21 protein-coding genes and 6 pseudogenes are annotated in these 23889 nt (G+C 60.1%); 19 read left to right on the forward strand and 8 right to left on the reverse strand.

The window, feature by feature from the left end:
* The first annotated feature begins 1 nt into the window (after position 1).
* Genes QCM77_RS03370 through QCM77_RS03380 form a run of 3 tightly spaced genes read left to right on the forward strand, consistent with a single transcriptional unit; the run spans position 2 to position 2765 of the window.
* Entirely contained in the window at positions 2 to 790 is a 789-nt protein-coding gene (locus QCM77_RS03370) for an ABC transporter permease (RefSeq protein WP_279682035.1), read from the forward strand.
* Between the two features lie 47 nt (positions 791 to 837).
* Positions 838 to 1875 (forward strand): ABC transporter substrate-binding protein, encoded by a 1038-nt coding sequence (locus tag QCM77_RS03375; protein ID WP_279682037.1) that lies wholly within the window; start codon positions 838 to 840, stop codon positions 1873 to 1875.
* Positions 1876 to 1889: 14 nt separating this feature from the next.
* Entirely contained in the window at positions 1890 to 2765 is an 876-nt protein-coding gene (locus QCM77_RS03380) for a PhzF family protein (protein WP_279682038.1), read from the forward strand.
* 145 nt (positions 2766 to 2910) lie between these two features.
* Here QCM77_RS03380 and QCM77_RS03385 read toward each other — a convergent pair.
* The 3 genes and pseudogenes from QCM77_RS03385 to QCM77_RS03395 form a co-directional block, all read right to left on the reverse strand.
* Positions 2911 to 2955, reverse strand: a pseudogene (locus QCM77_RS03385) (hypothetical protein); the annotation flags it as partial.
* Complete coding sequence (locus tag QCM77_RS03390; protein WP_279682039.1) at positions 2949 to 3587, reverse strand: twin-arginine translocation signal domain-containing protein; 639 nt, start codon at positions 3585 to 3587, stop codon at positions 2949 to 2951. The gene QCM77_RS03390 and the pseudogene QCM77_RS03385, both read right to left, overlap by 7 nt.
* Before the next feature lie 428 nt (positions 3588 to 4015).
* A pseudogene (locus QCM77_RS03395) lies at positions 4016 to 4146 on the reverse strand (slipin family protein); the annotation flags it as partial.
* 74 nt (positions 4147 to 4220) lie between these two features.
* Here QCM77_RS03395 and QCM77_RS03400 point away from each other — a divergent pair.
* The 4 genes and pseudogenes from QCM77_RS03400 to QCM77_RS03415 all read left to right on the forward strand — a co-directional run bounded on the left by QCM77_RS03400 (position 4221) and on the right by QCM77_RS03415 (position 6373).
* The gene (locus QCM77_RS03400) at positions 4221 to 4589 is read left to right on the forward strand and encodes a VOC family protein (protein ID WP_279682040.1); all 369 of its coding nucleotides are present in this window, start codon (positions 4221 to 4223) and stop codon (positions 4587 to 4589) included.
* An 82-nt stretch (positions 4590 to 4671) separates the two neighbouring features.
* Positions 4672 to 5424 (forward strand): cupin domain-containing protein, encoded by a 753-nt coding sequence (locus QCM77_RS03405; protein ID WP_279682042.1) that lies wholly within the window; start codon positions 4672 to 4674, stop codon positions 5422 to 5424.
* Between the two features lie 33 nt (positions 5425 to 5457).
* Positions 5458 to 5766: pseudogene (locus tag QCM77_RS03410) on the forward strand (NAD(P)H-binding protein); the annotation flags it as partial.
* Positions 5767 to 5917: 151 nt separating this feature from the next.
* Positions 5918 to 6373 carry a Rossmann-fold NAD(P)-binding domain-containing protein gene (locus tag QCM77_RS03415; RefSeq protein WP_347882347.1) on the forward strand — a complete coding sequence of 152 codons (456 nt, stop codon included), beginning with the start codon at positions 5918 to 5920 and terminating at the stop codon, positions 6371 to 6373.
* 111 nt (positions 6374 to 6484) lie between these two features.
* Here the strand turns inward: QCM77_RS03415 and QCM77_RS03420 are convergent.
* Positions 6485 to 6586: pseudogene (locus tag QCM77_RS03420) on the reverse strand (hypothetical protein); the annotation flags it as partial.
* A gap of 368 nt (positions 6587 to 6954) precedes the next feature.
* Complete coding sequence (locus QCM77_RS03425; protein WP_057855775.1) at positions 6955 to 7173, reverse strand: hypothetical protein; 219 nt, start codon at positions 7171 to 7173, stop codon at positions 6955 to 6957.
* A gap of 647 nt (positions 7174 to 7820) precedes the next feature.
* On the opposite strand from QCM77_RS03425, the gene QCM77_RS03430 reads away from it, so the two are divergent.
* Both QCM77_RS03430 and QCM77_RS03435 read left to right on the forward strand, forming a co-directional pair.
* Positions 7821 to 8990, forward strand: a complete 1170-nt coding sequence (locus QCM77_RS03430; RefSeq protein WP_279682044.1) for a saccharopine dehydrogenase family protein — start codon at positions 7821 to 7823, stop codon at positions 8988 to 8990.
* Positions 8991 to 9154: 164 nt separating this feature from the next.
* Positions 9155 to 10438, forward strand: a complete 1284-nt coding sequence (locus QCM77_RS03435; protein WP_279682045.1) for a S41 family peptidase — start codon at positions 9155 to 9157, stop codon at positions 10436 to 10438.
* A gap of 178 nt (positions 10439 to 10616) precedes the next feature.
* Here QCM77_RS03435 and QCM77_RS03440 read toward each other — a convergent pair.
* A pseudogene (locus tag QCM77_RS03440) lies at positions 10617 to 10823 on the reverse strand (transposase); the annotation flags it as partial.
* Positions 10824 to 11364: 541 nt separating this feature from the next.
* Between QCM77_RS03440 and pdhA the strand changes: the two are divergent.
* The 8 genes and pseudogenes from pdhA to QCM77_RS03480 all read left to right on the forward strand — a co-directional run bounded on the left by pdhA (position 11365) and on the right by QCM77_RS03480 (position 20632).
* Positions 11365 to 12453: a pyruvate dehydrogenase (acetyl-transferring) E1 component subunit alpha gene (pdhA, locus tag QCM77_RS03445; protein ID WP_462804289.1), complete on the forward strand. Its 1089-nt coding sequence runs from the start codon at positions 11365 to 11367 to the stop codon at positions 12451 to 12453.
* Positions 12446 to 13426, forward strand: coding sequence for an alpha-ketoacid dehydrogenase subunit beta (locus QCM77_RS03450; protein WP_279682047.1), 981 nt, complete (start codon positions 12446 to 12448; stop codon positions 13424 to 13426). The genes pdhA and QCM77_RS03450 overlap by 8 nt, the downstream gene beginning before the upstream one ends.
* 20 nt (positions 13427 to 13446) lie before the next feature.
* The gene (locus tag QCM77_RS03455; RefSeq protein WP_279682049.1) at positions 13447 to 14535 is read left to right on the forward strand and encodes a dihydrolipoamide acetyltransferase family protein; all 1089 of its coding nucleotides are present in this window, start codon (positions 13447 to 13449) and stop codon (positions 14533 to 14535) included.
* A 1221-nt stretch (positions 14536 to 15756) separates the two neighbouring features.
* Positions 15757 to 17070, forward strand: coding sequence for an ABC transporter substrate-binding protein (locus tag QCM77_RS03460; protein WP_279682051.1), 1314 nt, complete (start codon positions 15757 to 15759; stop codon positions 17068 to 17070).
* A gap of 64 nt (positions 17071 to 17134) precedes the next feature.
* The gene (locus QCM77_RS03465; protein ID WP_279682053.1) at positions 17135 to 18070 is read left to right on the forward strand and encodes a carbohydrate ABC transporter permease; all 936 of its coding nucleotides are present in this window, start codon (positions 17135 to 17137) and stop codon (positions 18068 to 18070) included.
* 3 nt (positions 18071 to 18073) lie between these two features.
* Positions 18074 to 18925, forward strand: coding sequence for a carbohydrate ABC transporter permease (locus QCM77_RS03470; RefSeq protein ID WP_279682055.1), 852 nt, complete (start codon positions 18074 to 18076; stop codon positions 18923 to 18925).
* Between the two features lie 76 nt (positions 18926 to 19001).
* Positions 19002 to 20092 (forward strand): annotated as a pseudogene (locus tag QCM77_RS03475) (ABC transporter ATP-binding protein).
* Positions 20093 to 20443: 351 nt separating this feature from the next.
* Positions 20444 to 20632: a hypothetical protein gene (locus QCM77_RS03480; RefSeq protein WP_279682057.1), complete on the forward strand. Its 189-nt coding sequence runs from the start codon at positions 20444 to 20446 to the stop codon at positions 20630 to 20632.
* 571 nt (positions 20633 to 21203) lie between these two features.
* On the opposite strand, the gene QCM77_RS03485 is transcribed toward QCM77_RS03480, so the two are convergent.
* Both QCM77_RS03485 and QCM77_RS03490 read right to left on the reverse strand, forming a co-directional pair.
* Complete coding sequence (locus QCM77_RS03485) at positions 21204 to 21884, reverse strand: protein-L-isoaspartate(D-aspartate) O-methyltransferase (RefSeq protein ID WP_279682058.1); 681 nt, start codon at positions 21882 to 21884, stop codon at positions 21204 to 21206.
* Positions 21885 to 22082: 198 nt separating this feature from the next.
* Positions 22083 to 22415: a GYD domain-containing protein gene (locus QCM77_RS03490; RefSeq protein WP_279682059.1), complete on the reverse strand. Its 333-nt coding sequence runs from the start codon at positions 22413 to 22415 to the stop codon at positions 22083 to 22085.
* A gap of 393 nt (positions 22416 to 22808) precedes the next feature.
* Between QCM77_RS03490 and QCM77_RS03495 the strand changes: the two genes are divergently transcribed.
* Entirely contained in the window at positions 22809 to 23195 is a 387-nt protein-coding gene (locus QCM77_RS03495; RefSeq protein ID WP_279682061.1) for a cysteine rich repeat-containing protein, read from the forward strand.
* Between the two features lie 330 nt (positions 23196 to 23525).
* Positions 23526 to 23889 (forward strand): transposase (locus QCM77_RS03500; protein ID WP_279682063.1); only part of this gene is annotated, 364 nt, incomplete at its 3' end.

Below are 23889 nucleotides of genomic sequence, written 5' to 3' on the forward strand. Positions count from 1 at the left end.
AATGGAAAAGAATCTCGCATTTCGCTCAATCATCCTTGCACGACTGGGGTTGCTCGCCACCCTCGTCATCACCTGGCAGTTGGGCTCGGTCTGGTCCGGAAGCGAGTTCTACATCTCGACGCCGTCGGCCATCGCGGCGAGCTTCTGGGCCATTCTGCGGAGCGGGGAGTTGTTGTTTCACGCCTCGATCACGACGGTGGAAGCGCTTGCCGGCTTTCTGATCGGCGGAAGTGCGGGAGTTTTCGTTGGGCTGATCCTCGGACGGTCGCGAATCCTCGCCGACATCCTCGATCCATTCCTGACGGCGATCTACAGCCTTCCGAAGGTGGCGTTGGCGTCGCTGTTCGTGCTTTGGCTCGGCATTGGCATCGAGATGAAGATCGTGTTGGCTGCTGTCACGGTGTTCTTTCTCGTCTTTCTGAACACCTATACCGGCGTACGAAGTGTAAGCAGGGAACAGCTCACCGTCCTTCGATTGATGGGAGCGTCCGAGTGGCAATTGGTGTCGAAGCTGGTGCTTCCGTCGGCGATCACCTGGGTCTTTGCCGGCCTGCGGTTATCCGTACCTTACGCGCTTATCGGAGCGATTGTCGGGGAAATCATCGCCTCTAATAGAGGCCTCGGCTATCTGATCTCCAATGCCGCGTCGAAGTTCGACACTCCCGGCGTGTTTGCCGCCCTGATCGCGATCGTCGGCCTCACCATGCTGTTGAACCTCGCAGTTAAGACACTGGAACGCGTACTCATGCCCTGGAAAGAGGCCGAAGAACACCGCGAAGTAACCGTTTAGCCGATCCGCAGTTCGTTCCACTTTCTTTTTCGCATCGGGAGATACTCATGCAAGTTTCGAGAAGACAGGCGATTGCCATTGCAGGCCTTGGAGCTGCCGGCCTCATTAGCGCTCCGGCGATCGCTCAATCCAGGCGGAAGGTCGTGATGGGACAACCCAGCGAGGGATTCATCTACCTTCCGATCTACGTGGCGCGAACGAAGGGCTTCTTCGAACAGGAAGGCTTGGACGCGGAGGTGATCACATTCTCGAAAGGCGGTGCGGAGGCGTTGGCGGCCGTACTGGGCGGTCAATCGGATATCTACGTCGGTAGCCCGAGCGTTCAGCTGCGGGCTCAGGAAAAGCGGCAGCCGGTTCAATCCTTCGCGGCGGTTCAGACGCAATTTGGATCGGACCTGGTGCTTTCAGCCGACGCGGCGAAAAAGATTGATCTTGCGAATTTGAAGGACCCGAAGACGAAGGCGGCCGCCTTGAAGGGCCTTACCATCGCGGTGGCGGGTCCCGGAAGTCTTACGGACCTGATGGTACGGCACATCGCCGTGTTCGGTGGCCTGAATCCGGACCGTGATATGACCATCACGCCGATCGGGGGCGGAAGCAGCATGCTGGCCGCATTCGGACAGAAACGGATCGATGGATACGCATTGTCGGCGCCGACATCGACCACCGGAATAGCGCGGTTCGGCGGTGCCATGCTGTTCGACTTCGCCAAGGGTGAGTATCCCCCGTTCGCCGATATTCTCTTCTATACTCTTATCGCCCGCAACGACTGGATCGTGGGAAAGTCCGAGCTCGCGCAGAAACTGGTCCGCGGTCTTTGGAAGGGTCTTCGCTACATGAAGTCCAATCCGGACGAAGCCCGGGAAGCGGTACGAGCATTCTTCACTCAGGTTCCGAACGCCGAGTTCGATCTGGCCTGGAAGCTAACCCTTCCGTCTTTCCGTGACAATCCGAGGATCGAAGAGAGTGGCATGCTGAAGGACTACAAGTTTCTCGAGGACGGTGAGCAGAAGCCCGTTACCGTGCCGATTGCGGACTCCTACACGAACGCCATCGTCGATGCCGTCGCCCCATCGATGAATTGAAGCTGGCTACCGAGATGACTGAGATCAAATTTGTCCATGTCTTCACGCACATGGGCGCTGGTGGCAATCCTTGTCCGATCGTCACCGACGCTTCGGCGCTCCCGAGCGATGATATGCCGGGGATCGCCAGACATTTCGGGCACGAGTCCGGGTTCGTTTTGCCGACCGCCAGCGATGACGCTGACTACATCTTCCGGTTCTGGGTCCCCCGCCATGAGATGGAAATGTGTGGACACGCCACGATCGGCGCGCTTTGGGCCTTGGCAACGGCCGGACATCTGCGAACCGAGCAAGTGCGCATCGACACTCGCAGCGGACCGGTGACCGGTTTCGTCGATCTGGGCCGATCCGACGATCCCTACGTGGAGATCACTCAGCCGGCCGGGAGGGTGGTCGATCTCTCACATGAAGAAGAAGGGGTGGTGTTGGCGGCGCTTCAAATTTCACGCTCCGACTTGCTCGACCTGCCGATTCAAAACGCCATCACGTCGCGCGTGAAGACGCTTATTCCCATGAAGAGCGCCGATCTCTTGAACAATCTGACCTCGAACATGCTAACGACCGAGCAGTGTTGTGAGAGCATTGGATCGACCGGACTCTACCCTTATGCAGTCGATCATCAGGGCGGTCGTCGTTTCGAAGCCAGACAGTTCCCGAAGTCGTCGGGCTATCCGGAGGACGCAGCGACGGGAATCGCTGCTGCGGCGCTGGCATTTGGGTTACTCAAGAATGGCCTCGTCAAAGCCGACAGTGAGCGCATCACCGTCCTGCAAGGGCGGGCCATGAACTCCTTATCCGAAATAGGGATCCGACTCGGCTTTGCCGGCGACAGATCGGTCGGCTGCCTTCTTGGAGGATCAGTGAAACTCCACCACTCGCACGAGTGGTAATTTCCCGGACGTGACGGCGATCGGCAGTGATTGGCAAGGACGAAAGCGATAAGAGCAGTTGAGGTTGGTGTACGCAACTGATGCGAGGATGGAGCGTTGTATAGCCTACCCCGCCAAGGATCTGCAGCGCTTCGCTGGTGACGCGCTCGGCCATCTCCGAAACGCAATATTTTACCATGGACGTCAGCATATCGCGCGCATGGCCATTGCGGTGTCGAGTTCGGCGGAGAGGCCGATGCCGACCGGAATGCCAGTCTTGTCCTTGATCTTCTTGCCGCCGATGCGGACGTTGTCCCAGGTGTCGGGCTTCATGCCGATGTCGCCCCACAGATCCGAGCGGTAGTTGACCGGATCGGGAACGAAGCTGTCGGAGAAAGCGAAGTATTTTTGGGTCTTGGGATTATAGGTGCTCTTGACCGCCAGATCGATCGGCTTGCCGTGCTTTTTCTCGCACGCGGCATAGACATCCGTCATGTCGACGACCTGGTCTTCGTAGACCGAAGGTGGCGCGAGAAACATCACCAGGTCGTGGCCCTTCTGCGCCGATACTTCCGCCGCTGCGCGCGAAGGGATCAAGCCGAGGTTGATGTTGTCGACGATGACCTCGGTGCCATTTTTGGCACCCCACTCCTTAGTGTAGACGTAGTTGAACCACTTGTCGTAGGCGGGGACGAAGTGGCTCCATTGCAGGATCTTCAGTGTCTTGGCTGCGCGCGCCGGCGTAACGTGGAAAAAAGGTCCAACAGCCGCGGCTGCACCCACAGCGGTCTTGATGACGTCGCGGCGCGACACGCCGCAGCGACGAGATGCACGGGATGACATGTTTCCCTCCCATTGCTTGATCGTTCAGCGGGAGGTTGTGTGCCGGTCAACAGCAGAGACGAGCTCCCGCTGACATTAGCTGACAATAATTATCCCACGATTGGCTAATGTTGACAACGCAGCAACGGGGTTCTGATCCAATGAGAACTCCTTTCGCCGGATGGCACCGGAATTTGTCGCTGACGAAATCAGCCCCGCTGGTCGCACGCGTCCTTGAGCTGCGGCAGCCGCGCCTAATTATCTCGCCGGCTCCGGGTCTGTACCGCGTCGCAATCTTGCCGAGGGATGCATATCGTCATTGGTGGCCCGTCATCCCGCAGAGGGTCTAGAAATTATATAGATATTTCAATAGCATAAGTGCTGGCATTCTTGGCCTGAGCGATGCGCCATGATAGTCGAACTCCTTGCTGATCAAAGTCGCTTCGCCGGTCCGCTCGTGAAGCAAGATGAGTGAGCAGATCCGTCGGCAACGGAAAGACAACCGCTCCCTCGCAATGTCGTGAAGGGCCGCGAAATAGCGTAGCTGCATCGTCTGCGGTTTGCCGGGCAGAAGCTGGCCCGTCCTGAAACTCAACGGTGGCGAGGTGTCGCGGTTGAGTCCGCTTCACGGCGAAATGAAAGGAGAGTTTGTCCATGATCGAGGGAATCAGCGCAGTCACACTCGGCACCCACGAAATGCAGCGAGCTGTCCGATTCTACCGCGCGCTGGGGTTTGAGCTCCTGCATGGCGGCGAAGAGTCGTTATTCACCAGCCTTCGAGCAGGGACGAGCTATCTTAACCTCATCGCCCAGCCTGCCGAGCGGCGCTGGTCCTGGTGGGGACGTGTCATTTTCTACGTTGCTGATGTTGATGCACTCTACGACCGTGCACTTGCGGCGGGGAGCCAGCCAGCTACCGCGCCCCGCGATTCCGAATGGGGTGAGCGCTTCTTCCACCTAGTTGATCCCGACGGTCACGAACTCAGTTTCGCTCGACCCTTGCTCCCCGTGTCTGTCCAATAGCAGCTCGAAGCGATCTGTCATTCCAGGAGGCGTTGGGAGCGCGTATAGTGCTCCGATTATCCGCCGAACCTGGGAGGCAATCATGCAGTTCAGGACAACTGGACTATTGTTGCTCGGCGCGATGGCGCTTCCCGCCTCCGGGGCCGCACAGACCACCCCCGCTGGACCGGCAATTGCGCGAGCGGTGGTCGCCGCCACCAAGCTGCCGACCGTCATAGACGTACCGCTCCATTTCAAAGTGGTGAGCATCACCCTTCAGCCAGACGAGAAGAGCGCCGTCTCGGCAGCCGACGGCATCCTCTACCAGGTGTCAGGATCGACCGAGGTCTCGCTCGGTGGCGAGGCCAAAACGCTCAGCGCTGGAGAGGGGCTGTTCATCGCCGGCGGAAAGACGGCAGCGCTAACGGCGGGCAGCGGAGAGCCATCAACTTTTCTCTACTTCTTCCTTGTCTCCGCTGCGGACTTGGGTCGGCCTGTCGAGATGGCGCCTGCCGCCGTGAGAGAGCTATATCGCACTGCAACTCCAATCCCCGACCTGAAGCCTGGCGGTTATGATCTCAATCTCACACGAGTCACATTTCCGGCACAGATGCCTTCCAACCCGCCACACCATCGGTCAGGAGCGGCTCTGTACTATATTATTTCCGGCACCGGAGCGAACACAGTCGACGGTAAGACGGAAGCAAGGGGACCAGGTTCGCTGATCTATGAACCGCATGCCCTCGTGCACCAATGGGGAAACCCAGGCAACGAGCCGTTGATATTCTTGGCCTTCAACATCAATCCGGAAGGTGTAGCAGCCGTGCTTCCGGGCGCACCAGTAAAAAAGCAATAGCTGGCGGCCAACCGCATCCAAACTGGTGAAGTCATGGTGGCAACGAACGGTCGCACCGTCAGCGTGTTCGGCGGGACCGGCTTTCTCGGCCGCCGTATCGTTCGGCATCTGCGCTATTGCGAATTCCCCGTCCGGATCGCGTCAAGGCATCCGGATCGAGGGTACAGGCTGTTTGATCCCGATCCGCAACTGCAATCGGTCGAGGCTGACATTCGCGACGAGCGATCGGTCGCGGATGCGTTGGCCAGCGCTTACGGCGTTGTAAATGCGGTCAGCCTTTACCTCGAGCGCGGACAGGAGACTTTTCACTCCGTTCACGTCGAGGCGGCTCAACGGGTAGCAGCCCACGCGCACCGGGCTGGGGTCGAACGGCTCGTTCACTTCTCAGGAATCAGATGCCGCCTCTCCATCCCGTTACATCCGAAAGCGCGGCGAAGGCGAACTGGCGGTTCGGGCCGCGTTCGCCGATGCTCTTTTCGTCCGTCCGGCTGTGATGTTCGGACCGGACGACGCGTTTCTCACCATCATCCTCAACCTCCTTCGCCAACTTCCAATCTATCCGATGTTCGGCCGCGGCCGGACCGGATTGCAACCGGCCTATGTGGAAGATGTTGCGGAAGCGGTTGCTCGAGTCATGCTGCGAGCCGAGACGCATTCGAAGTTCTTCGAGTTCGGCGGCCCGCGCGTCTACTCTTACGAGAAATTTCTCAGAGCCGTTGCACATCAAGCTGGCCTCGCGCCCCGGCTGATTCCAATTCCGTTTGCCGTTTGGCGGGCGCTGGCATGGACCCCCGAAATACTCCCGGGTCCACCACTCACTCATAATCAGGTGGAACTGATGCAAATCGACACCGTCTCATCGCCGGAGGTGCCTGGATTTGCTGAACTTGGGATTTCGCCGCACTCGGTCGAGGCAATACTCCAGAGGATGTTATCGAATTGCGGATGAACGAGGCTCCTCGGTTAATCCGCTTCAACGGCTGACGATTTCGCGCGCGACATTGTTAGATTTGTTCAAAGAACTTGACCGACAGAACTGCGGCCAGATGAAAACTGAGTGGCCGGTCGCGCCGATGGGATAACCAAGTGCGATCGACCCACCGTTGACATTGACCTCGTCGCGGTCGAGACCAGATTGAGCTGCTGCCGGTTTGATGGACACCGAGACTGGGTGTTTCATACGGCCGGACGTGGGTCATGCAGAGACGAAGATTCAGCCGAGGGCTGAAGGACCCGTTCGCCTGCACGGTTCCCGTGCCCAGCACGGTGCCGTTATCCGTCAGGGTCACGGTCTGGCCGGCAACGACCGTATCTGAGACCGCCCCGTGCGGCAGCATTTGCTGCACATGTGCGATTTGACTAGCGGCATCACGGGGGCCCTGCGACTGCTGCCGGGGGCGCATTCGCCCCTCCTCCTTCAGGTCTGCTTCCCGGGCAAAACGGACATCAACCGGTGAGATAACCGGCTAAGTCGGTCGAAAATGACCCAACTGAGACATTGGCGCGGGGCTTCCATCCCGCGTTTTGTGCTTAGGACCACGGCGGCTCTTCGCTCGCCCCGGCTGCTTCGTGGTGGATCGTGACACCCGCCGAACGCAACCCGGTCAGCAATACAGTTCTTACAGAGGCAGGATCAAATCCAATATCCTTGGCGTTTGGTGGATGTGCCTCGCTGCCCTTCAATCGGAGCGCCAAGTGCAATTGCTCGCAAAGGTGCTGAACGACGAGATTGACCTGATCGTCAGTCATGATCTGATTTCCTGCTACCATTTGCTACCCAACTAAGTAGCACACAGGAAAATTGGGCGGTACGCGATTGGACCGCCCCGAAGGATCAACCCCACGCGATTGCCCATGTACTTCAGCACACGCTATGGGGCGAAAACCAGAAGCGGGAGCCCCGTGTCAATCGCTGGCGATGCCCAACGGACGGTGCCGTATGCGCGGGGATCTTCGCCCGGCGCTCCGAAGGGGAATAAGGTCTTCGGGGCTCGACACGGCCGACGATGCGGCGCGGCATGTCCAGTGTTGGACCCGTTTGGGACATGCCAACCGGCCCGAAAAACGTCTCGCCGCGGTCAAAATGGCATATTGCCTCCGATCGAACGTTGCGCGACCCCAAAGACAGGAACTGTGGTATCCTCCGTCAAACGCGATGGGACGGTTCAATGAAGCGGCTGCCCCCTCGAATGGCACTTGCTGCGCGTCCTCGTGTCCTCGCCGGGCTCCGGGACAGCACAAAATGGCCTGGCATCCCCACCTCTTAGGCGCTACTCGGCCCGCGCCGACGAGCTTGATCGAATGAGTGCGCCAGGCAAGCTTGTGCGATCCAGCCGGCGGAAGACCGGTCCGAGTAAGGGGTAGCGCTCTCCCGGTTCTCGAGGAGGACCAGCGTCGTGAAGCGGGACTTCGACCTCATCGTCTATGGCGCGACGGGTTACACCGGCCGTCTCATCGCCGAATATCTGGCGACGTCCTATCGCGGCGACGATGCTCCGTCCTGGGCGATCGCCGGGCGCGCGACCGACAAGCTCCAGAAGGTGCGTGCCGACATCGGCGCATCAGACGATTTGCCTTTGGTCAAGGCGGATGCCGCCGAGCCGGCCAGCCTGCGTTCGATGTGCGAGCGTGCGGCCGTGATTATCACGACAGTCGGGCCCTATCAGCTCTACGGCCCCGAGCTTGTGGCGGCCTGCGCGGCCACGGGCACTGGCTATGTCGATCTGTGCGGCGAGCCGGCTTGGATGCGGCGCATGATCGACGCCCATCACGAAGAGGCGAAACGGAGGGGCGCGCGCATTGTCTTCTCCTGCGGCTTCGATTCCATCCCGTTCGATCTCGGTGTGCTCACGTTGCAGGAGAAGGCGCGCGAGAAATTCGGACGCCCGGCGCGGCGGGTCAAAGCCCGCCTGCGCAAGGTGAAAGGCGGCATGTCGGGCGGCACCGCGGCGAGCGCCCAGGCGACGTTGGCGGCCGCAGCGCGCGACCCGGCCCTGATCCGGCTGCTGACCGATCCCTTCGCGTTGACGCCGGGATTCACCGGGCCGTCTCAGCCGTCGGGCCTTATCCCCGAATACGACCCGAGCATGAACGTGTGGCTGGTGCCGTTCCCCATGGCGCCGGTCAACACTAAGAACGTGCACCGCACGAATTTCCTGTTGGGTCATCCTTACGGCAGGGACTTCGTTTACGACGAGATGATGGTGGCGCCGGGATTTGGGGAAATCGGTCGCGTGACGACGGAGACCTTTGCCACCATATTTTCCCTGCTCGGGACCGGCGGTCTCAAACCCGGTGCAGGCCCGCCTCGGGAAGAGCGCGAGAAGGGCTTCTACGACATTCTCTTCCTGGGCGAGCTGCCGGATGGCGGACGGGTCGAGGCGGTAGTCACGGGCGACCGCGATCCGGGCTATGGCTCGACCAGCAAGATGATCGCCGAAAGCGCTCTCTGCCTCGTGCGCGACGTGCAGGGCGAGGGCGGCGCCTGGACACCGGGCGCGATGATGGGTCCGGCGTTGCGTAAGCGTCTAAAGGAGCGCGCCGGCCTCACCTTCAGCGCGCGTTGAGGTAACGCTCCGAACTGCAGCGGCGTGGTGGATTACGTTCGTCACCAACGAAAGCGCGGCTTGGCGTTCGCCAGCCTCAAATCCGGTTCGATGGCCGCTTCCGGCCCGTTTGAGATATCCCCTCTGGCTCGGGACAGCGACGAGCTCCATCGCAAGGTTGCACGATGAAGAAGGTAATCAACTCAGCACTGTCGCGCCGCCACTTTCTGCGGCTCACGTCAATGGCCACGGCATCAGCTCTGACTCCAACGGTGTTGTCGGCCGAGCAGCAAGAAGCAGCGGATTCGGCCACATCCCAGGTCGTGCCCGCACGCATCGCCACGTTCGAGGAGGTATGGCGGACCGTGCGAGACCGGTTCTACGATCCGCACCTACACGGGCTCGATTGGTCGGCGGTCCGGGACCATTACTTGCCGGACGCCACGCGGGCGAGTTCCGAAGAGACGCTGGCCGGCGTCATTAATAGCATGCTCTCTGAGCTGCATGCTTCGCACACCCGCTACTACACACCGTACGAACCAGAGTACTACCAGCTTTCCGATATCTTTGCTGGTGCGTTAAGGCGGCGCGGACTGGAGCGCGCTTTTCCGAGTGGCCGAATCTCCTGTCCCGGCATTGGCGTCCTCTCGCGTCTCGACATGCAGGGCCACAGCGTGATTACCGGTGTTATAGAAGGCACGCCGGCCCAACAAACCGGCCTGCTCGCTGGCGATGTGATTGTCTTCGCCGACGGTGCACCGTTTCAGCCGGTACAGTCATTTCGTGGGAAGGTCGGCAAGGAAGTTGTGCTGGGGCTGCGTCGTGCCGACGCGTTTATGCAAATATCGGTTACCCCGGTCGAAATTGAGCCCAACAAGACGTTCTTGGACGGCTTGAAGGCCAGCGCCCATATAATACCGGCCAACGGCCGAAGCATCGGTTATGTTCATGTCTGGTGCTACGCTGGCTCGGTGTATCAGCGGACGCTCGAGCATCTTCTATCGCAGAGTCCCTTGAACGGCGCCGACGCGCTGATCTGGGACTTGCGCGATGGCTGGGGCGGCGCGATCCCCGGGTATCTTGATTTGTTCAACACGCGAGCGCCGACGATCCAGGTCACTGATCGCAATGGCGCCAGCGAACTCGAGAACGTGAAGTGGCGCAAGCCTGTCGCCATGCTTGTCAACGGTGGCACCCGCAGCGGCAAAGAGATCCTTGCCTATGGCTTCAAGAAATATCGGCTTGGCGAGGTCATCGGTAGCCGGACCGAGGGAGCTGTCCTCGCTGCGACGGCATTTCTCATTGACGGCGGCTTGCTGTTGCTCGCGGTCGGGGACGTGCAGGTCGACGGCGAGCGGCTGGAAGGCGTTGGCGTCGCACCCTCGATCGAGGTCCAAGCTGACCCGGCCTCCATGGGTCTAGGTGATCCTCAACTCAATCGTGCAATCGCAGTTCTATCCGTTGCCTGATCCTCGGGAGGCAGCTCTGCCAGCTCTGACCCTGATCCGCAAGGACCGGACGCCACAAGTGAAATGCTGCGCTTCTTGCTTGAGCATTCGTTCCCACGGCAGCCAGGTTAGAGTTAATCCGCTCGTGGCCCCTCTGAGACGTTCGGGGCCAGCCGAATGTCCGGTTTGCGCGGCGGGTTCAACTGATCGCCGCAACACATTCTGCGAACTTCTCAGCTGGGGTCTGATAAAGCAAGGTCTTTCGCGGCCTTTCATTGAGCTGTCTTGCGATCGCGCTGAGCTTGGCCTGGCTGTACAGGGACAGATCGGTGCCACGCGGAAGATACTGACGCAGCAATCTGTTGGTGTTCGACCCGCGCAGAAACCCCGGGTCCCGGCACCACGGCAAGCACAGGAGGCGCTCGACCGCTACAACCGCGCCATGGAGCAGTTGAAAGCCGGGGATTGGGCAGGCTTCGGCAAGCACATGGATGCGATGCGCGGCGTGTTGGAAGACATGAACCGGCAATCAAGCGGGCGTTAGATTGCCGTTCACCCGCGCGTAAAGTCGCCAGGCTTCAATCCGAGCGCTCTCACAGCGGCCTCCGGAAGCGGTCCCCACGCCTCCACCTTTTCGTTCGGGGCCATCATCGCAGCGATAATCGCCGCGGCGGTTTCCGGATCCCTTTCCGCCACGAAATAGACCGAGCGAACGGGTGGACCGCCGCCTAACGGCTGAGTTGTTACCAGGACAACCTGACCATTTGCCATGCTTCGATATACCACCGCCGCAGTGCCGCTTCCATGATCGCGTAACCCCGCAGGGCGGCAATGGCGCACGCCAAGGCAAACGCGCCATGGTCTTGCATCGTCCTGACGTCACCACCAAATGGCATAGTCATGGGAGGCACAATCGCTCGAGGAGCGAGAACGTGGCCAGCAAAAAAATGCCAACCCAAGGTCTCCCGGTGATTGCCCGCTTCGAGGTATGCCACCGCAATTACCTCGCGCCAGACGGCTCCATCAACCGCCCGCTCCCTGCCTTCGCCTCCGATGCCAACCTGCTTGCGGCGCTTTACCGGTCGATGGTGCTCCTGCGCCTGTTCGATCGGAAGGCTGTTGCACTGCAGCGCACCGGGCGCCTCGGAACCTATGCGGTTTCGCTCGGCCAGGAGGCGGTATCGGTCGGAATAGCCAGTGCGATGCGAGATGAAGACGTACTGCTGCCCTCCTATCGCGACAACGGCGCGCTGCTTTGGCGTGGCGTCAAACTGGAGGAGATCCTGCTGTTCTGGGGCGGCGATGAACGAGGCAATTGCTTCTCCTCCGGGCCGGCCCACGACTTCCCGTTTTGCGTTCCCGTCGGATCACAGGCGCCGCATGCTGCCGGCGTCGCGTACGCCTTCAAGCTGCGCAAGGAGCGGCGTGTCGCCGTATGCCTGTTCGGCGACGGCGCCACTTCCAAGGGCGATGTTTACGAAGCGATGAATTTTGCCGGTGTGCACAAATTGCCGGTCGTGTTCGTCGCCACCAACAATCAATGGGCCATATCGGTACCGTTGCGGCTGCAGACCGGCTCGGAAACACTGGCGCAGAAGGCCATCGCCGCCGGGTTCACCGGCGAGCAGGTGGATGGGAGTGACGTGGTGGCGATGCGCGCCGCGGCTGAAGAGGCCATTACCGCGGCCCGCGATGGTAACGGCCCACGCTTCCTTGAGGCGGTAACCTACCGGCTCGGCGATCACACGACCTCCGATGATGCATCACGCTATCGTCCGGCTGAAGAAGTTCAGGCCCATTGGAAGGAAGAGCCGATTGCGCGGGTACGGGCTTATCTTGCTGGCCAAAAGATGTGGAGCAAAGCGGACGAGGAAAAACTTGCAGCCGAGTGCCATGAGCGCATCGAGGCCGCGGTCGAACGCTATCTGGCAACGCCGCCACGCCGGCCCGACACCATGTTCGATCACCTCTATGCCGATCTGCCCGAGGTCTATGCCCCGCAACGCAATGAACTCGCGGGAGAGGACTATGCCTGAGGTAACGTTGGTCGAAGCCATCAATCTGGCGCTTGGCCGCGCGATGGAGGATGATCCGAGTGTGGTCGTGCTTGGCGAAGATGTCGGCGTCAATGGCGGCGTGTTCCGCGCGACCGTGGGTTTGCAAAAGCGCTTTGGACCCGAACGCGTCCTTGATACGCCGCTTGCCGAACTCCTGATCAGCGGGCTCTGCGTCGGCATGGCGGCGCAGGGGCTGAAACCCGTCGGCGAAATCCAGTTTATGGGGTTTCTCTATCCCTGCCTCGATCAATTGGTGAACCATGCATCGCGAATGCGCAACCGCACCCAGGGGCGGCTCACCTGCCCGATGGTTCTGCGCACGCCGCACGGCGCCGGCATTCGCGCGCCAGAGCATCACTCCGAAAGCACCGAGGCGATGCTCGCCCATATTCCAGGCTTGCGTGTCGTCATGCCCTCGTCGCCGGAACGCGCATACGGACTTCTGCTTGCCGCGATCCGCGATCCTGATCCCGTGGTATTTCTGGAGCCGACGCGGCTATACCGCGCAGCCAAGGGCGAGGTGGAGGACGATGGCGAGGCCTTGCCGCTGGATGTCGCCTTTGTCTTGAGGGAAGGTCGCGACGTCACGCTGATCAGCTGGGGCGCGATGCTGAAGGAAACCATGGCCGCGGCCGATGCACTCGCTGACGAGGGTATCGCTGCCGAGGTGATCGATCTCGCTACGCTCAAGCCCTATGATGAAAACACCGTGCTCGGTTCGGTCGCAAAGACCGGGCGCTGCGTCATCGTACACGAGGCGGCACACACTGGCGGATTTGGCGCCGAGATCGCCGCGCTTATTGCTGAACGCGGCCTGTCCTCGCTGCTTGCACCCCTAACCCGCGTCACCGGCTACGACACGGTCATCCCTATGGCGCGGCTTGAGCAACACTACATGCCTTCGGTCGGGCGCATCGTGACCTCAGCCCGAAAGGCGTGCCAATTCAACTGAACTGCAACGGACCTTGCCCCATGCGCCACTTCATGTTGCCGGACCTTGGAGAAGGCCTTGAAGAGGCGGAGATCGTCACCTGGTACGTCAACGAAGGCGATCATGTTGTCACCGATCAGCCGCTCGTTTCGGTGGAGACCGACAAGGCGGTCGTCGAGATACCGTCGCCGTCGAACGGACGTATCGCGCGCCTGTTCGGCGCCAAGGGAGATATCGTGAAGGTCGGCGCGCCTCTCGTCGAGTTTGCCGAGGGCGCCGAGCAGGACACCGGCACAATTGTCGGCGAGCTTGGCAGCGACGAACATCCGCTGGCAGGGATCGCTTCCACGCGACCGGCCGGACAGGTGTTTCCGGCGGTGCGCACACTGGCGCGCAAGCTCGACGTCGATCTTCGACTCGTTGAGGGGACCGGCCCCGGCGGCAGCATCACTCGCGCCGATGTCGAACGGGCGGCGAAGCGTGTGTCGCAGACCGGCCCTGCCGAACCCCTGCGCGGTTTGCGCCGCGCAATGGCCCAACGCATGACGGCGGCCCATGCCGAAATCGTCCCCGCCATAGTGACGGATGAAGCCGATATCGACGATTGGCGACAGGGCGAGGATGTGACAATCCGGCTGGTGCGCGCCATCGCTTCCGCCTGCAAAGCCGAGCCCGCGCTCAACGCCTGGTATCATTCCGGCAGTGGAGAACGGCGCCTGATCGGGCGCATCGATCTCGGCATCGCCGTCGATACGGAAGGCGGCCTCATCGTTCCCGTGCTGCGCAACATCGCGGAGCGGAGCGTCCCGGACCTGCGGAGCGGACTTGACCGGTTGCAGGCCGACGCGATCGCCCGCTCGATCCCTCCGGAAGAGCTGCGCGGCGCGACGATCACGTTGTCGAATTTCGGGATGATCGGAGGCCGGTTTGCCAATCTAGTCATCGTGCCGCCGCAAGCGGCAATCGTGGGCGCCGGCCGGATTTCGGAGCGGGCGGTCGCGCATCGCGGCCAGCCCGCGGTGAGGCGCATACTGCCGCTGTCGCTCACCTTTGACCACCGCGTGGTGACGGGCGGTGAGGCCGCTCGCTTCATGGTCGCACTCAAGTCAGATCTTGAGCGGATTTCATGAACCACCTGCCAGAGCAGCGTGGCGACCTTATCCACTTCAGATTGCGGCGGACGCACCGCATCAAAGCCTTCCAAGCAATTTCAGGCAGGCCTAGAGCCGCGCCGTCGCTAGCCCTCCGGGCGTGCCGACGCGGTCCCAGCAGTTGCGGACCTCAAGAACAGTGCTGCCGGAACTCGCGCAACACGCTGGCGATCTCTCACACGCCATCGATTTGGCGCCCGGGATAGACGGAGCCGTGCTGGTGCAGGGATGCACGCCTGTCGCCCCATCATCTTTCGGCACAGGTAGCCCAGGCGAGACGGGACTGTCATCTGGGTCATGAGACCCTTGGGAATCGATCTGCACTGCAATCTTGGGCGGTACCAGCTGCGCGGCGATCGAGAAGATCTGGTCGTTGTAGGGATTCGGATTCGGGTAATGGTATAGCGTAGCCTTCGGCGGTCCTTCGTCGGCCCAGGCCTTGAGCGTCGGAAGATCGTGGCCTCCGCTCGAGGCCCCATCGTTTCGATTGCCTTCGGCGCGACAGCTGCGCCAGCAGGCTCATTCCGCCGGCTCTTGGTGAAGGACCAGATCCCCAGAATAAAGGAATGAAGGGCGCGAAGCCGTTAGGCCTCACCGACGACCCCGCGCGATTGCCCCAAAAGAAGACTCGTCAATTGGCCACGAACCCGCAAAGCGACCTATGGGCAATTCTGCAGTCGCCTCAGATCAAGCGTCTTACGCAACAGCTTCGATACTTTTGGTGGCCAGCCAGTTCACGAAGTGAGACCATGGCCGCCGCGTCAAAGCTAGCACTTGATTTCCTGCTGCGACGGGCGACAATGACGTCGCGCTAGCTTCCGGTATTGAACTTCATATAAGACGGAGAAAACCCGCTTGGCCACGGCAATACCCTCGCTGCGCGGGAGGGACCGTTATGACGGTAGGGTTCAAGCGCGGGCTCCGGCGCCGACACGATCCAGGCCGCCGGTCGTATCTCCGTTGCGATGGGCAACGATGTAATCGCGCCGTTGCCCTGCGAAGAATTCGCCCAGTTTTGCGGCGAACTCGCCTCCACGGCGCTGCAGGTGGGACATCACAAATGATCATCGAGCCAACGTATTGCGCAGGCGACACCGCGCGCATGCGTCGAACCACGGAGGCGCGATAGGCTGAAAGGGACTCCCAGCCGGCGTAAGACTGGCCGAAGGCATCAGCTCAGACACACCCAGGGAGAGATGCATGACGATAGTAACCCGACGTAACGTCCTCAAGGGCGGTACCGCACTTGTGGGCATGGCCGGCATCCTGGCGGCCGGCAGGGCCCCCGCCTATGCGCAAGCCGCTACGGTGCACTGGCTGCGCTGGACCGACTTCGTTCCGGCGTCAGATCAGCTTCTGCGCAACGAAATCGCCAAGGAGGGCGAGAAGGCGCTCGGCATAAAGCTCAATATCGAGACCATCAACGCCAACGAAATCCAGGCCCGCATCACCTCGGCGATCCAGTCGGGGGCAGGCCCCGACGTCGTCTGCGTCCTCAACAATTGGGGGCAACTTTACGGCGAGAGCGTCATAGACGTCAGCGACCTCGCTGAGGCGCTCGGCAAGAGCCAGGGCGCCTTCTACGAAACATCCCGCGCTGTCGCCAATGACGGCAAGAAATGGATTGCAGTGCCGTGGTGCATCGTCGGCCTGCAGATCGCATACCGAAAGTCCTGGTTTGCCGAGATCGGCTACACGGATGGAAAATTTCCCCAGACGTGGGAAGAGTATCGCGAGGCCGGCAAGAAGCTGAAGGCAAAGGGACGGCCCATCGGCCAAACGCTGGGTCACACCTTCGGCGATGCGCCCGCCTTCGCTTATCCCTACCTGTGGTCCTGGGGCGGTAAAGAAGTCGAAGCAGACGGCAAGACGGTTGTTCTGAATAGCCCAGCAACGGTCGAGTCGGTGAAGTTCATGGCGGCCTTCTGGAAGGACGCCCACGATGAAGGCGGGCTCGCCTGGGACGATTCCAACAACAACCGCGCTTTTCTATCCGGGACGTGCAGCGCCACGCTCAACGGCGCCTCGATCTACATCGAGACTCTGCGCAAGCCGGATACCTACAAGACAGAGACAGGCGGGCAACTGAAGGACGACATCCTGCACGCCGCGCTGCCCAAGGGCCCCGGCGGGCAGTTCAGCTATCACGTCCCGTTCTCGAACCTCCTGATGGGTTATTCGAAGAACCAGGATGCGGCGAAGAAATTCCTTGGCTGGATTCACTCCAAGGACGTCTACGACAAGTGGTTCGTCTCCCAGAAGGGCTTCTCGGTCGGCCCAACCACAGATTGGGAAAAGCACAAGCTGTGGAGCGACGACCCGATCATGCTGCCCTACAAGCAAGCGGCGCGCACAGGGCGCTTCGCTGGCTACCAAGGACCCTCCACGCGCAAGGCAGCCGAGGTCGTAACCAAGTACATCATCATTGATATGTACGCAAAGGCCGTCCAAGGCATGCCCGCCGAGGATGCCGTGAAGTGGGCAGAGGCTGAGCTCAAGAAGGTCTACGTCTGAGGTTAAGCCGTCCCCTTCCCATTTTTCGAGGGGCGGGGACTCTTCCGGCCGACGAGGATCGAACATGGCGATAAGCGCGGTTTCCGACACCACGCTCCGCGAGGCGCCCCCTCCCCGGCGACAGCGTTTGCTCGAGGACGAGCGCTGGCTGGCGTTCGTGCTGCTGGTGCCGACCATCGTGCTGCTCGGCATGTTCATTGCCTATCCCTTCATTCGAGGGATATTGCTGTCGGTCACCAGTTCGCGCGTCGGTATGCCCGGCGACTTCGTCGGCCTCGCCAACTTCTACAAGATCTTCAATGACGGGATCTTTCGCACCGCCGTTTACAACACCTTCCTCTATACGGGCGTGACCACCGTCTTCAAGCTGGCGCTCGGGCTGTGGCTGGCCATGCTGCTCAACCGCAATTTCCGCGGCAAGGCTTTTACCCGTGCTTTCATCCTGCTGCCTTTCATTGTCCCGACCGTGCTCTCGACTTTCGCCTGGAAGTGGATGTTCGACCCGACGTTCAGCGTTCTCAATTGGCTCCTCTACCATTTCGGCTTGATCACCGGTCGGATCAATTGGCTGGGCGATCCGGACCTCGCCATGATCTCGATTATCATCGTAAACATCTGGCGCGGGGTGCCGTTCTTCGCCATCAGTCTGCTCGCCGGCTTGCAGACGATCAGTCCCGAGCTCAACGAGGCCGCCGCCATTGACGGCGCCAAGCCGTGGCAGCGGTTCTGGCACATAACCTGGCCGCTGCTGCTGCCCGTGACCATGGTCGTGATGCTGTTCTCAGTGATTCAGACGTTCGCCGACTTTCAGATCGTCTATGTGATGACGGGCGGCGGACCGGCCAACGCAACGCACCTGTTCGCCACCTACGCCTATCAAATCGGCATCGGCACCGGCCTCTTGAGCGAGGGCGCCGCCATCTCGCTCGCAATGTTTCCGGTCCTGTTTTTGGTCGTCATCATCCAGCTGCTCTACATCCGCCGCGTGGAGGTCCGCTGAGCCATGATCGAAGGCGCAAGGTGGCGAAAATGGGTGTTCTTCTACGTCCCCATGGCGCTGTTCCTGCTTTTCCTGCTGTTCCCGTTCTACTGGATGGTGATCACTTCGGTGCGGCCGGACAGCGAGCTTTACCGGCCCTGGAATTCGAGCAACTACAATCCGTTCTGGACTTGGAAGCCGACCTGGGACCATGTCAGATACCTGTTCGAGGAGACGCTGTTCGCATCGTGGCTGTGGAACACGACGTTCATCGCGCTTGCGTCGACCGCTATCTCGCTCGTGTGCGGCGTATTCGCCGGCTATGCTCTGTCGCGGCTGAACTTTCCATTTGCTGGTAGCCTGGGCACCGCCATCTTCATTACCTATCTGGTGCCTCAGACGCTGCTGTTCATTCCGTTGGCAGAGATCATCCGCAATTATCGGCTGGGTGACACGCCTTGGTCACTGATTCTGACCTATCCGACCTTTCTCATTCCGTTCTGCACCTGGATCATGATGGGCTACTTCAAGGCGGTACCGAAGGAGCTCGAGGAATGCGCGCGCATTGACGGCGCCTCGCGTTGGCAGGCTATGCTCTACATCGTCATCCCGGTGGCGATCCCGGGCATACTCTCGGCCGGGATCTTCGCTTTCACACTGTCGTGGAACGAGTTCATCTATGCGCTTGTCTTCCTGTCCTCGCCTGAGCAGAAGACTGTTCCGGTCGGCGTCACATCGGAGCTGATCCGCGGAGATGTATTTTACTGGGGACCGCTGATGGCTGGGGCCCTGCTTGGATCGATACCGGTCGCTATCGCCTATTCGTTCTTCGTCGAGCATTACGTCGCAGGATTGACCGGATCGGTGAAGGGCTGACAGCACTGCGGATCAAGGGGATTCGAAAGCGCGCATGCAAACTGCGCATCGGCCGTTAGGATGCAGGTGGAAGCGAATGGGCCAGGTCGTCCTCAAGGGGATCAACAAATTCTTTGATAGCGTGCACGCTGTCAAAGACGTCAACCTGCAGATCCGCGACAAGGAGTTCATGGTGTTCGTCGGCCCCTCCGGCTGTGGCAAGACAACCACGCTCAGGATGATCGCCGGGCTTGAAGCGATCAGTTCGGGCGACATTTCCATCGACGGCAACGTGGTCAATGAATTGGCGCCCATGGACCGCGACATTGCCATGGTGTTCCAGAACTACGCTCTGTACCCGCACATGAGCGTGTACGACAACATGGCGTTCGGCCTGAAAATGCGCAAATTCGAAAAGCCCGAGATTGACAAGCGGGTGCTGGAGGCGGCTGACATCCTCGGCATCGGCGATTTGCTAAAGCGCAGGCCACGCCAGCTCTCAGGCGGCCAGCGCCAGCGCGTGGCGTAGGCCGCGCTATTGTGCGCCACCCCCGCGTGTTCCTGTTCGACGAGCCACTGTCGAACCTCGATGCCAAGCTGCGGGTGCAGATGCGCGTTGAGCTCAAGAAGCTGCATCTGCGGCTCGGCACTACAGCCATTTACGTTACTCACGATCAGGTCGAAGCCATGACGCTCGGTGACCGAGTCGTCGTCATGAAAGACGGCGTGGTGCAACAGGTGGGGGAGCCCCTCGAGCTGTACAATCACCCCGCCAACAAATTCGTCGCCGGCTTCATCGGCTCCCCGGCCATGAATTTCGCCGCCGTTATGGTGACAGATGCGAACGGATCACTGATCGCCGAGAACTCCGGCCTGCGCATCGAGCTGCCGGACGAGACCGCGCAGCGGCTGCGTGGCCGTATCGGACGCGAGGTCATGCTCGGCGTGCGGCCGGAGGACCTCACCGTGGCGGATAGCGTTGATCTCGGCCGTCCATGCTTCGATGCTGTGATTGAGGTGGTCGAGCAACTCGGCTCGGAAATCCTGCTCGACATGAAGGTCGGCGAGAGTATCATGGTGGCGAGTGTCGAGCCGACCGCGAGAGTGAGGGTGGGCGACAAGCTGCGCGTTGCCATGCGGCCTTCCAGGATTCACGTTTTCGACGTGCAGACCGAGGCGGCCATCTAACGTCGGCAATTGGCCAATTCCACTGGCGCCGGGAGTTTGCTCAAAGCCGGTGACCTCCCTGTCTCCAGCTTCGATGACGGAGATAGCGAAGGCACTTGGCCTAACCATTCCCGAGTCCCTCTTGCTGCGTGCCGACGCGGTGATTGATGATGCCGTTTGCGCGAAATATTGCCGGTCTTTTTCAACGGAATCGGCCACTAGCGGACCAATGCGGCAGGTCTGCCCGCAGATACTGAGCACGCTTCTTCCCCCCAATCACGATCGACCACGCCGCAGCGTTGTCTCGCAATTGCCTTGTGGGACCGGTTGAAATGGACACAATATACTCACTTCGGGATCGAGGAGGATGCCATGCCCGAAGCACCAAGCGACATTGATTATAAGGTTGATGTAGGCAGACACGAGACGACGTTCAGTGCCAACACACCCAAAGGAGAGGAATTCCTCGGCGGCGTTGACCTTACAATGTCCAGTGAGGAAGCGCATACATTCATACAGGATGCCCGCGCAGCAGGGCTGACGGTCAAATCGTTTTTCTAACAGTTTCGCAAACGGATCCTGCACCTCGCCAATAGTCGACTTGTAGCAACGGAACACTCTACCGGCGGGAAATGTCAATGCTCTCATGATGGGCGCTGAACGCGCCTATCCGTTGAGGGTCAATCGCGTCGTTCTGAATGCCCGCTCCTTCACTCGTTCGTGCATTCGCGGATCGGATGCGGCCCCAGGGTCTGCTTTGATTGGCCGACGCAAGATTTTTCTAGATCTTCCAGTGCTCACGTCGTGCACACGGCACCCTCTAACTTATTGAAGGACCTGAACTCTCGCTCCAATCCATCATGGGCAAGTTTGAGCTAGCTCCAGCAATCGATGTCCGATTCGAGCCAACCATAGCAAGGTTCGTCCTACCAAAGACATGCAGAAGACCGTCTTTCACCCCTGCCCCATGAGCCCGCACATTCAAATCGTGGAGCCCCGCCACCGCAAGATGCTTGGGCTTTGCGTGCTATGCGCAGTCCGTTCTACCGTTCGACATGTCGGGTCGCGAGGGTAACCGCGCTGATGCTCTCGATCATTGTGGCCATGCTCTGCTGCGGGTGCGCCACCTGGCTTATTGCAGGCTAGATCCAGTCCCCTCGAGTTGAGAGAACCGGACGGTCAAAATCTCCTGCATCGTCATTCTGCCGTTGGCGAGCTTCTCCGCGAGAATGAGCTGCTGTGCATTGGGCAGGCCGGCCGGTATGACCATTTTCCCACCTGCTTTCAATTGGTGGATCAGCGGAGGAGGAATGAGATCGGGAGCGGCCGTCACGATGACCTTGTCAAAGGGCGCGTGCTCTGACCAACCGTGATAGCCATCGGCAATCTTGAGTTCGACATTGCTGCAGCCCTGCTCGCGGAGCCGTTGTTTCGCCTTCTGGCCAAGCTCTTCGATGATTTCAACGGAGTATACCTTGCGGGCCAGCTGCGCGAGGATGGCGGCCTGATAGCCAAGACCGGTCCCGATTTCGAGGACACTGTCGTCGGCCTTGATGTCGAGCAAATCGGTCATCAAGGCGACGATAAATGGCTGCGAGATCGTCTTTCCGAAGCCGATTGGAAGTGGAATATTTTCATACGCATAGGGCTGAAGTTCAATCGGCACAAATGCATGCCGCGGCACCTTGCCCATGGCCGTCATGACGCGTTCATCTAAGGCGTCCTTGCCGATTATGTCGCGCAGCGCAGAGGCGCCGGCGGCGATGACCGCGAGCATGTCTTTACGCAAGGTCTCAATGTCTTCTGGTCGCATTGGCAACCCTCGCGGGCGCCCAGACATGTTTGGCATACCGCAGGCTTGGCTCGCGTCAGATAGCTCGCGGGGCTCTTTCCGAACCTTGAACGCCGCGTCGTTGTTAGCCGGCTATCCGCTACGGCCGTCTATCCTACTGATCGGTTGCGGCAATCACGGCCGCTGCAGGATGCCTCCGGCATCCTCGCAAACGCGCAATTACCGCCCAGGCGGAACGTACACTTCAGCCAAACCGGACGCCTTTTCGGCAATGCCCTTGAAATCGCCAAGCGTCCAGGCACGCACAGTTTCTATTTTGGCCACGGCACCGCTTGCGGCGGCGGCCATTCCCACGGCAACTGCATCCGATCCATCTGCCTGCTCAGTAATGACCACTACGTCATGCGGACCCGTCGTCATATAGGCCGCTACAAGCTTGCCGCCCGCCTTCTCGACCAGCGTCCGAATCGGCTCGGTGCGATCTATCGGCTTATCGATAATGCCCTTGATGCCGGTGTTGGAGTACGAGGCGTAGGTGATGAATAAAGGCATTTTCGCCTCCGTTCGAAGGTTGTCTGAAGATGCACTTTAAATTTCGATGCACCCGGAATCCGGATCTAGATCGATGCCCGCCGACGGCATGCAGGTTGCCATTGAAATATCAAAGGGGAACTTCGGCACGTCCAACTGGCAACTCAAGAAATCACTATATCGCTTCTGCACCGCCAGCACATCAGCCGCAGCGAAGTTTAAGTGCAACTCATGTATGTCGTTTGCTGCGATGCATGAGTCCGCGCTTGGCCCGGACGGGCCGCCTTCGCGCGCTACGCTTTGCGCCATCTTCACAAACCGCCTACAGCGTCCCAGCGGCGTCGTTCTAGCGCCGCGGTCGGCTTTCGGATATTACCCCCAATCTGCCCTTTTTGAATCTCAGAGGAATCTAAGATGGCAGGAATGCGATCCGGGCTTGTTATATTGACAGCGCTGCTTTGGTCAGGCTCTGCCGCCGTGGCACAGCAAGCGGGCAAGCCCTGCGCCGGCGATATCAAGACACTGTGCGCCGGCATTCAGCCCGGCGAAGGCCGGATCAAGTCCTGCATAAAGTCGCATTTGACCGACCTGTCGCCAGCCTGCGAGGAACGCTTGCTCACGGTTGCAGTGGCCGGAAAGGTCTGCAAGGCCGACGTTGCTAAGCTGTGTGCTGGTATTGTGCCGGGCACCGGCGGTATCAGGGCCTGCATAAAATCGCACATGGCGGAGTTGAGTGATCCCTGCAAGGATGCGATGTCCCAGACCGCAGCGGGCAGGAAAATCCTAGGAGGGGATCTCTAGAAATCCTTGCCCGCGAGCGCGCCCCACCAGCGGCGATCAACGGGGCCCTCACTACAATGGGGACAAATTGTGTCAGGCCTGCATCGGTGAACAGAGCTACCCAAGAAACACAGAAGTTAAAGGCAAACGCCTGATTGACAAAATGCGGCGGAGTAAAATGGTTTGACGTCTGCAACTGGCCCATCGCTCCGTTCATGCGGTGCAGCTACATGTCGGTTTATAGGGACAGACCGGAAGTTTGCGGCTGAGCGCCAAACGATGCTTTTGACCCAGGCTGTGTAAAAACTCCGTCGATGCTATGATTCTCTTGCTGAATCGCGGGGGGAATTGATGCGGGGTTTCGTTCAAGGGGTGGATCGCCAGCAGACGACGTTGCTGCCGGAATGCCTTGATGATTGGGTCGGCGACAACAATCCTGTTCGTGCGGTCGATGTGTTCGTCGATGCGTTGGAACTCCGTGACCTCGGGTTCGATGGCGTTGATCCTGCAGCGACCGGCCGGCCAGCGTACCATCCTTCGCCGATGCTCAAGCTCTACATTTACGGCTATCTCAACCGGGTCCAATCAAGCCGGCGGTTGGAGCGCGAGGCTGGCCGCAATCTTGAAGTGATGTGGCTGACGGGACGGCTCGCGCCGGATCACAAAACCATCGCCGACTTCCGCAAGGACAACGGTCTCGCGATCAAGAAGGTTT

It is taken from the genome of Bradyrhizobium nivariense (assembly GCF_029846695.2).
In the GTDB taxonomy this organism is placed as follows: Bacteria; Pseudomonadota; Alphaproteobacteria; order Rhizobiales; family Xanthobacteraceae; genus Bradyrhizobium.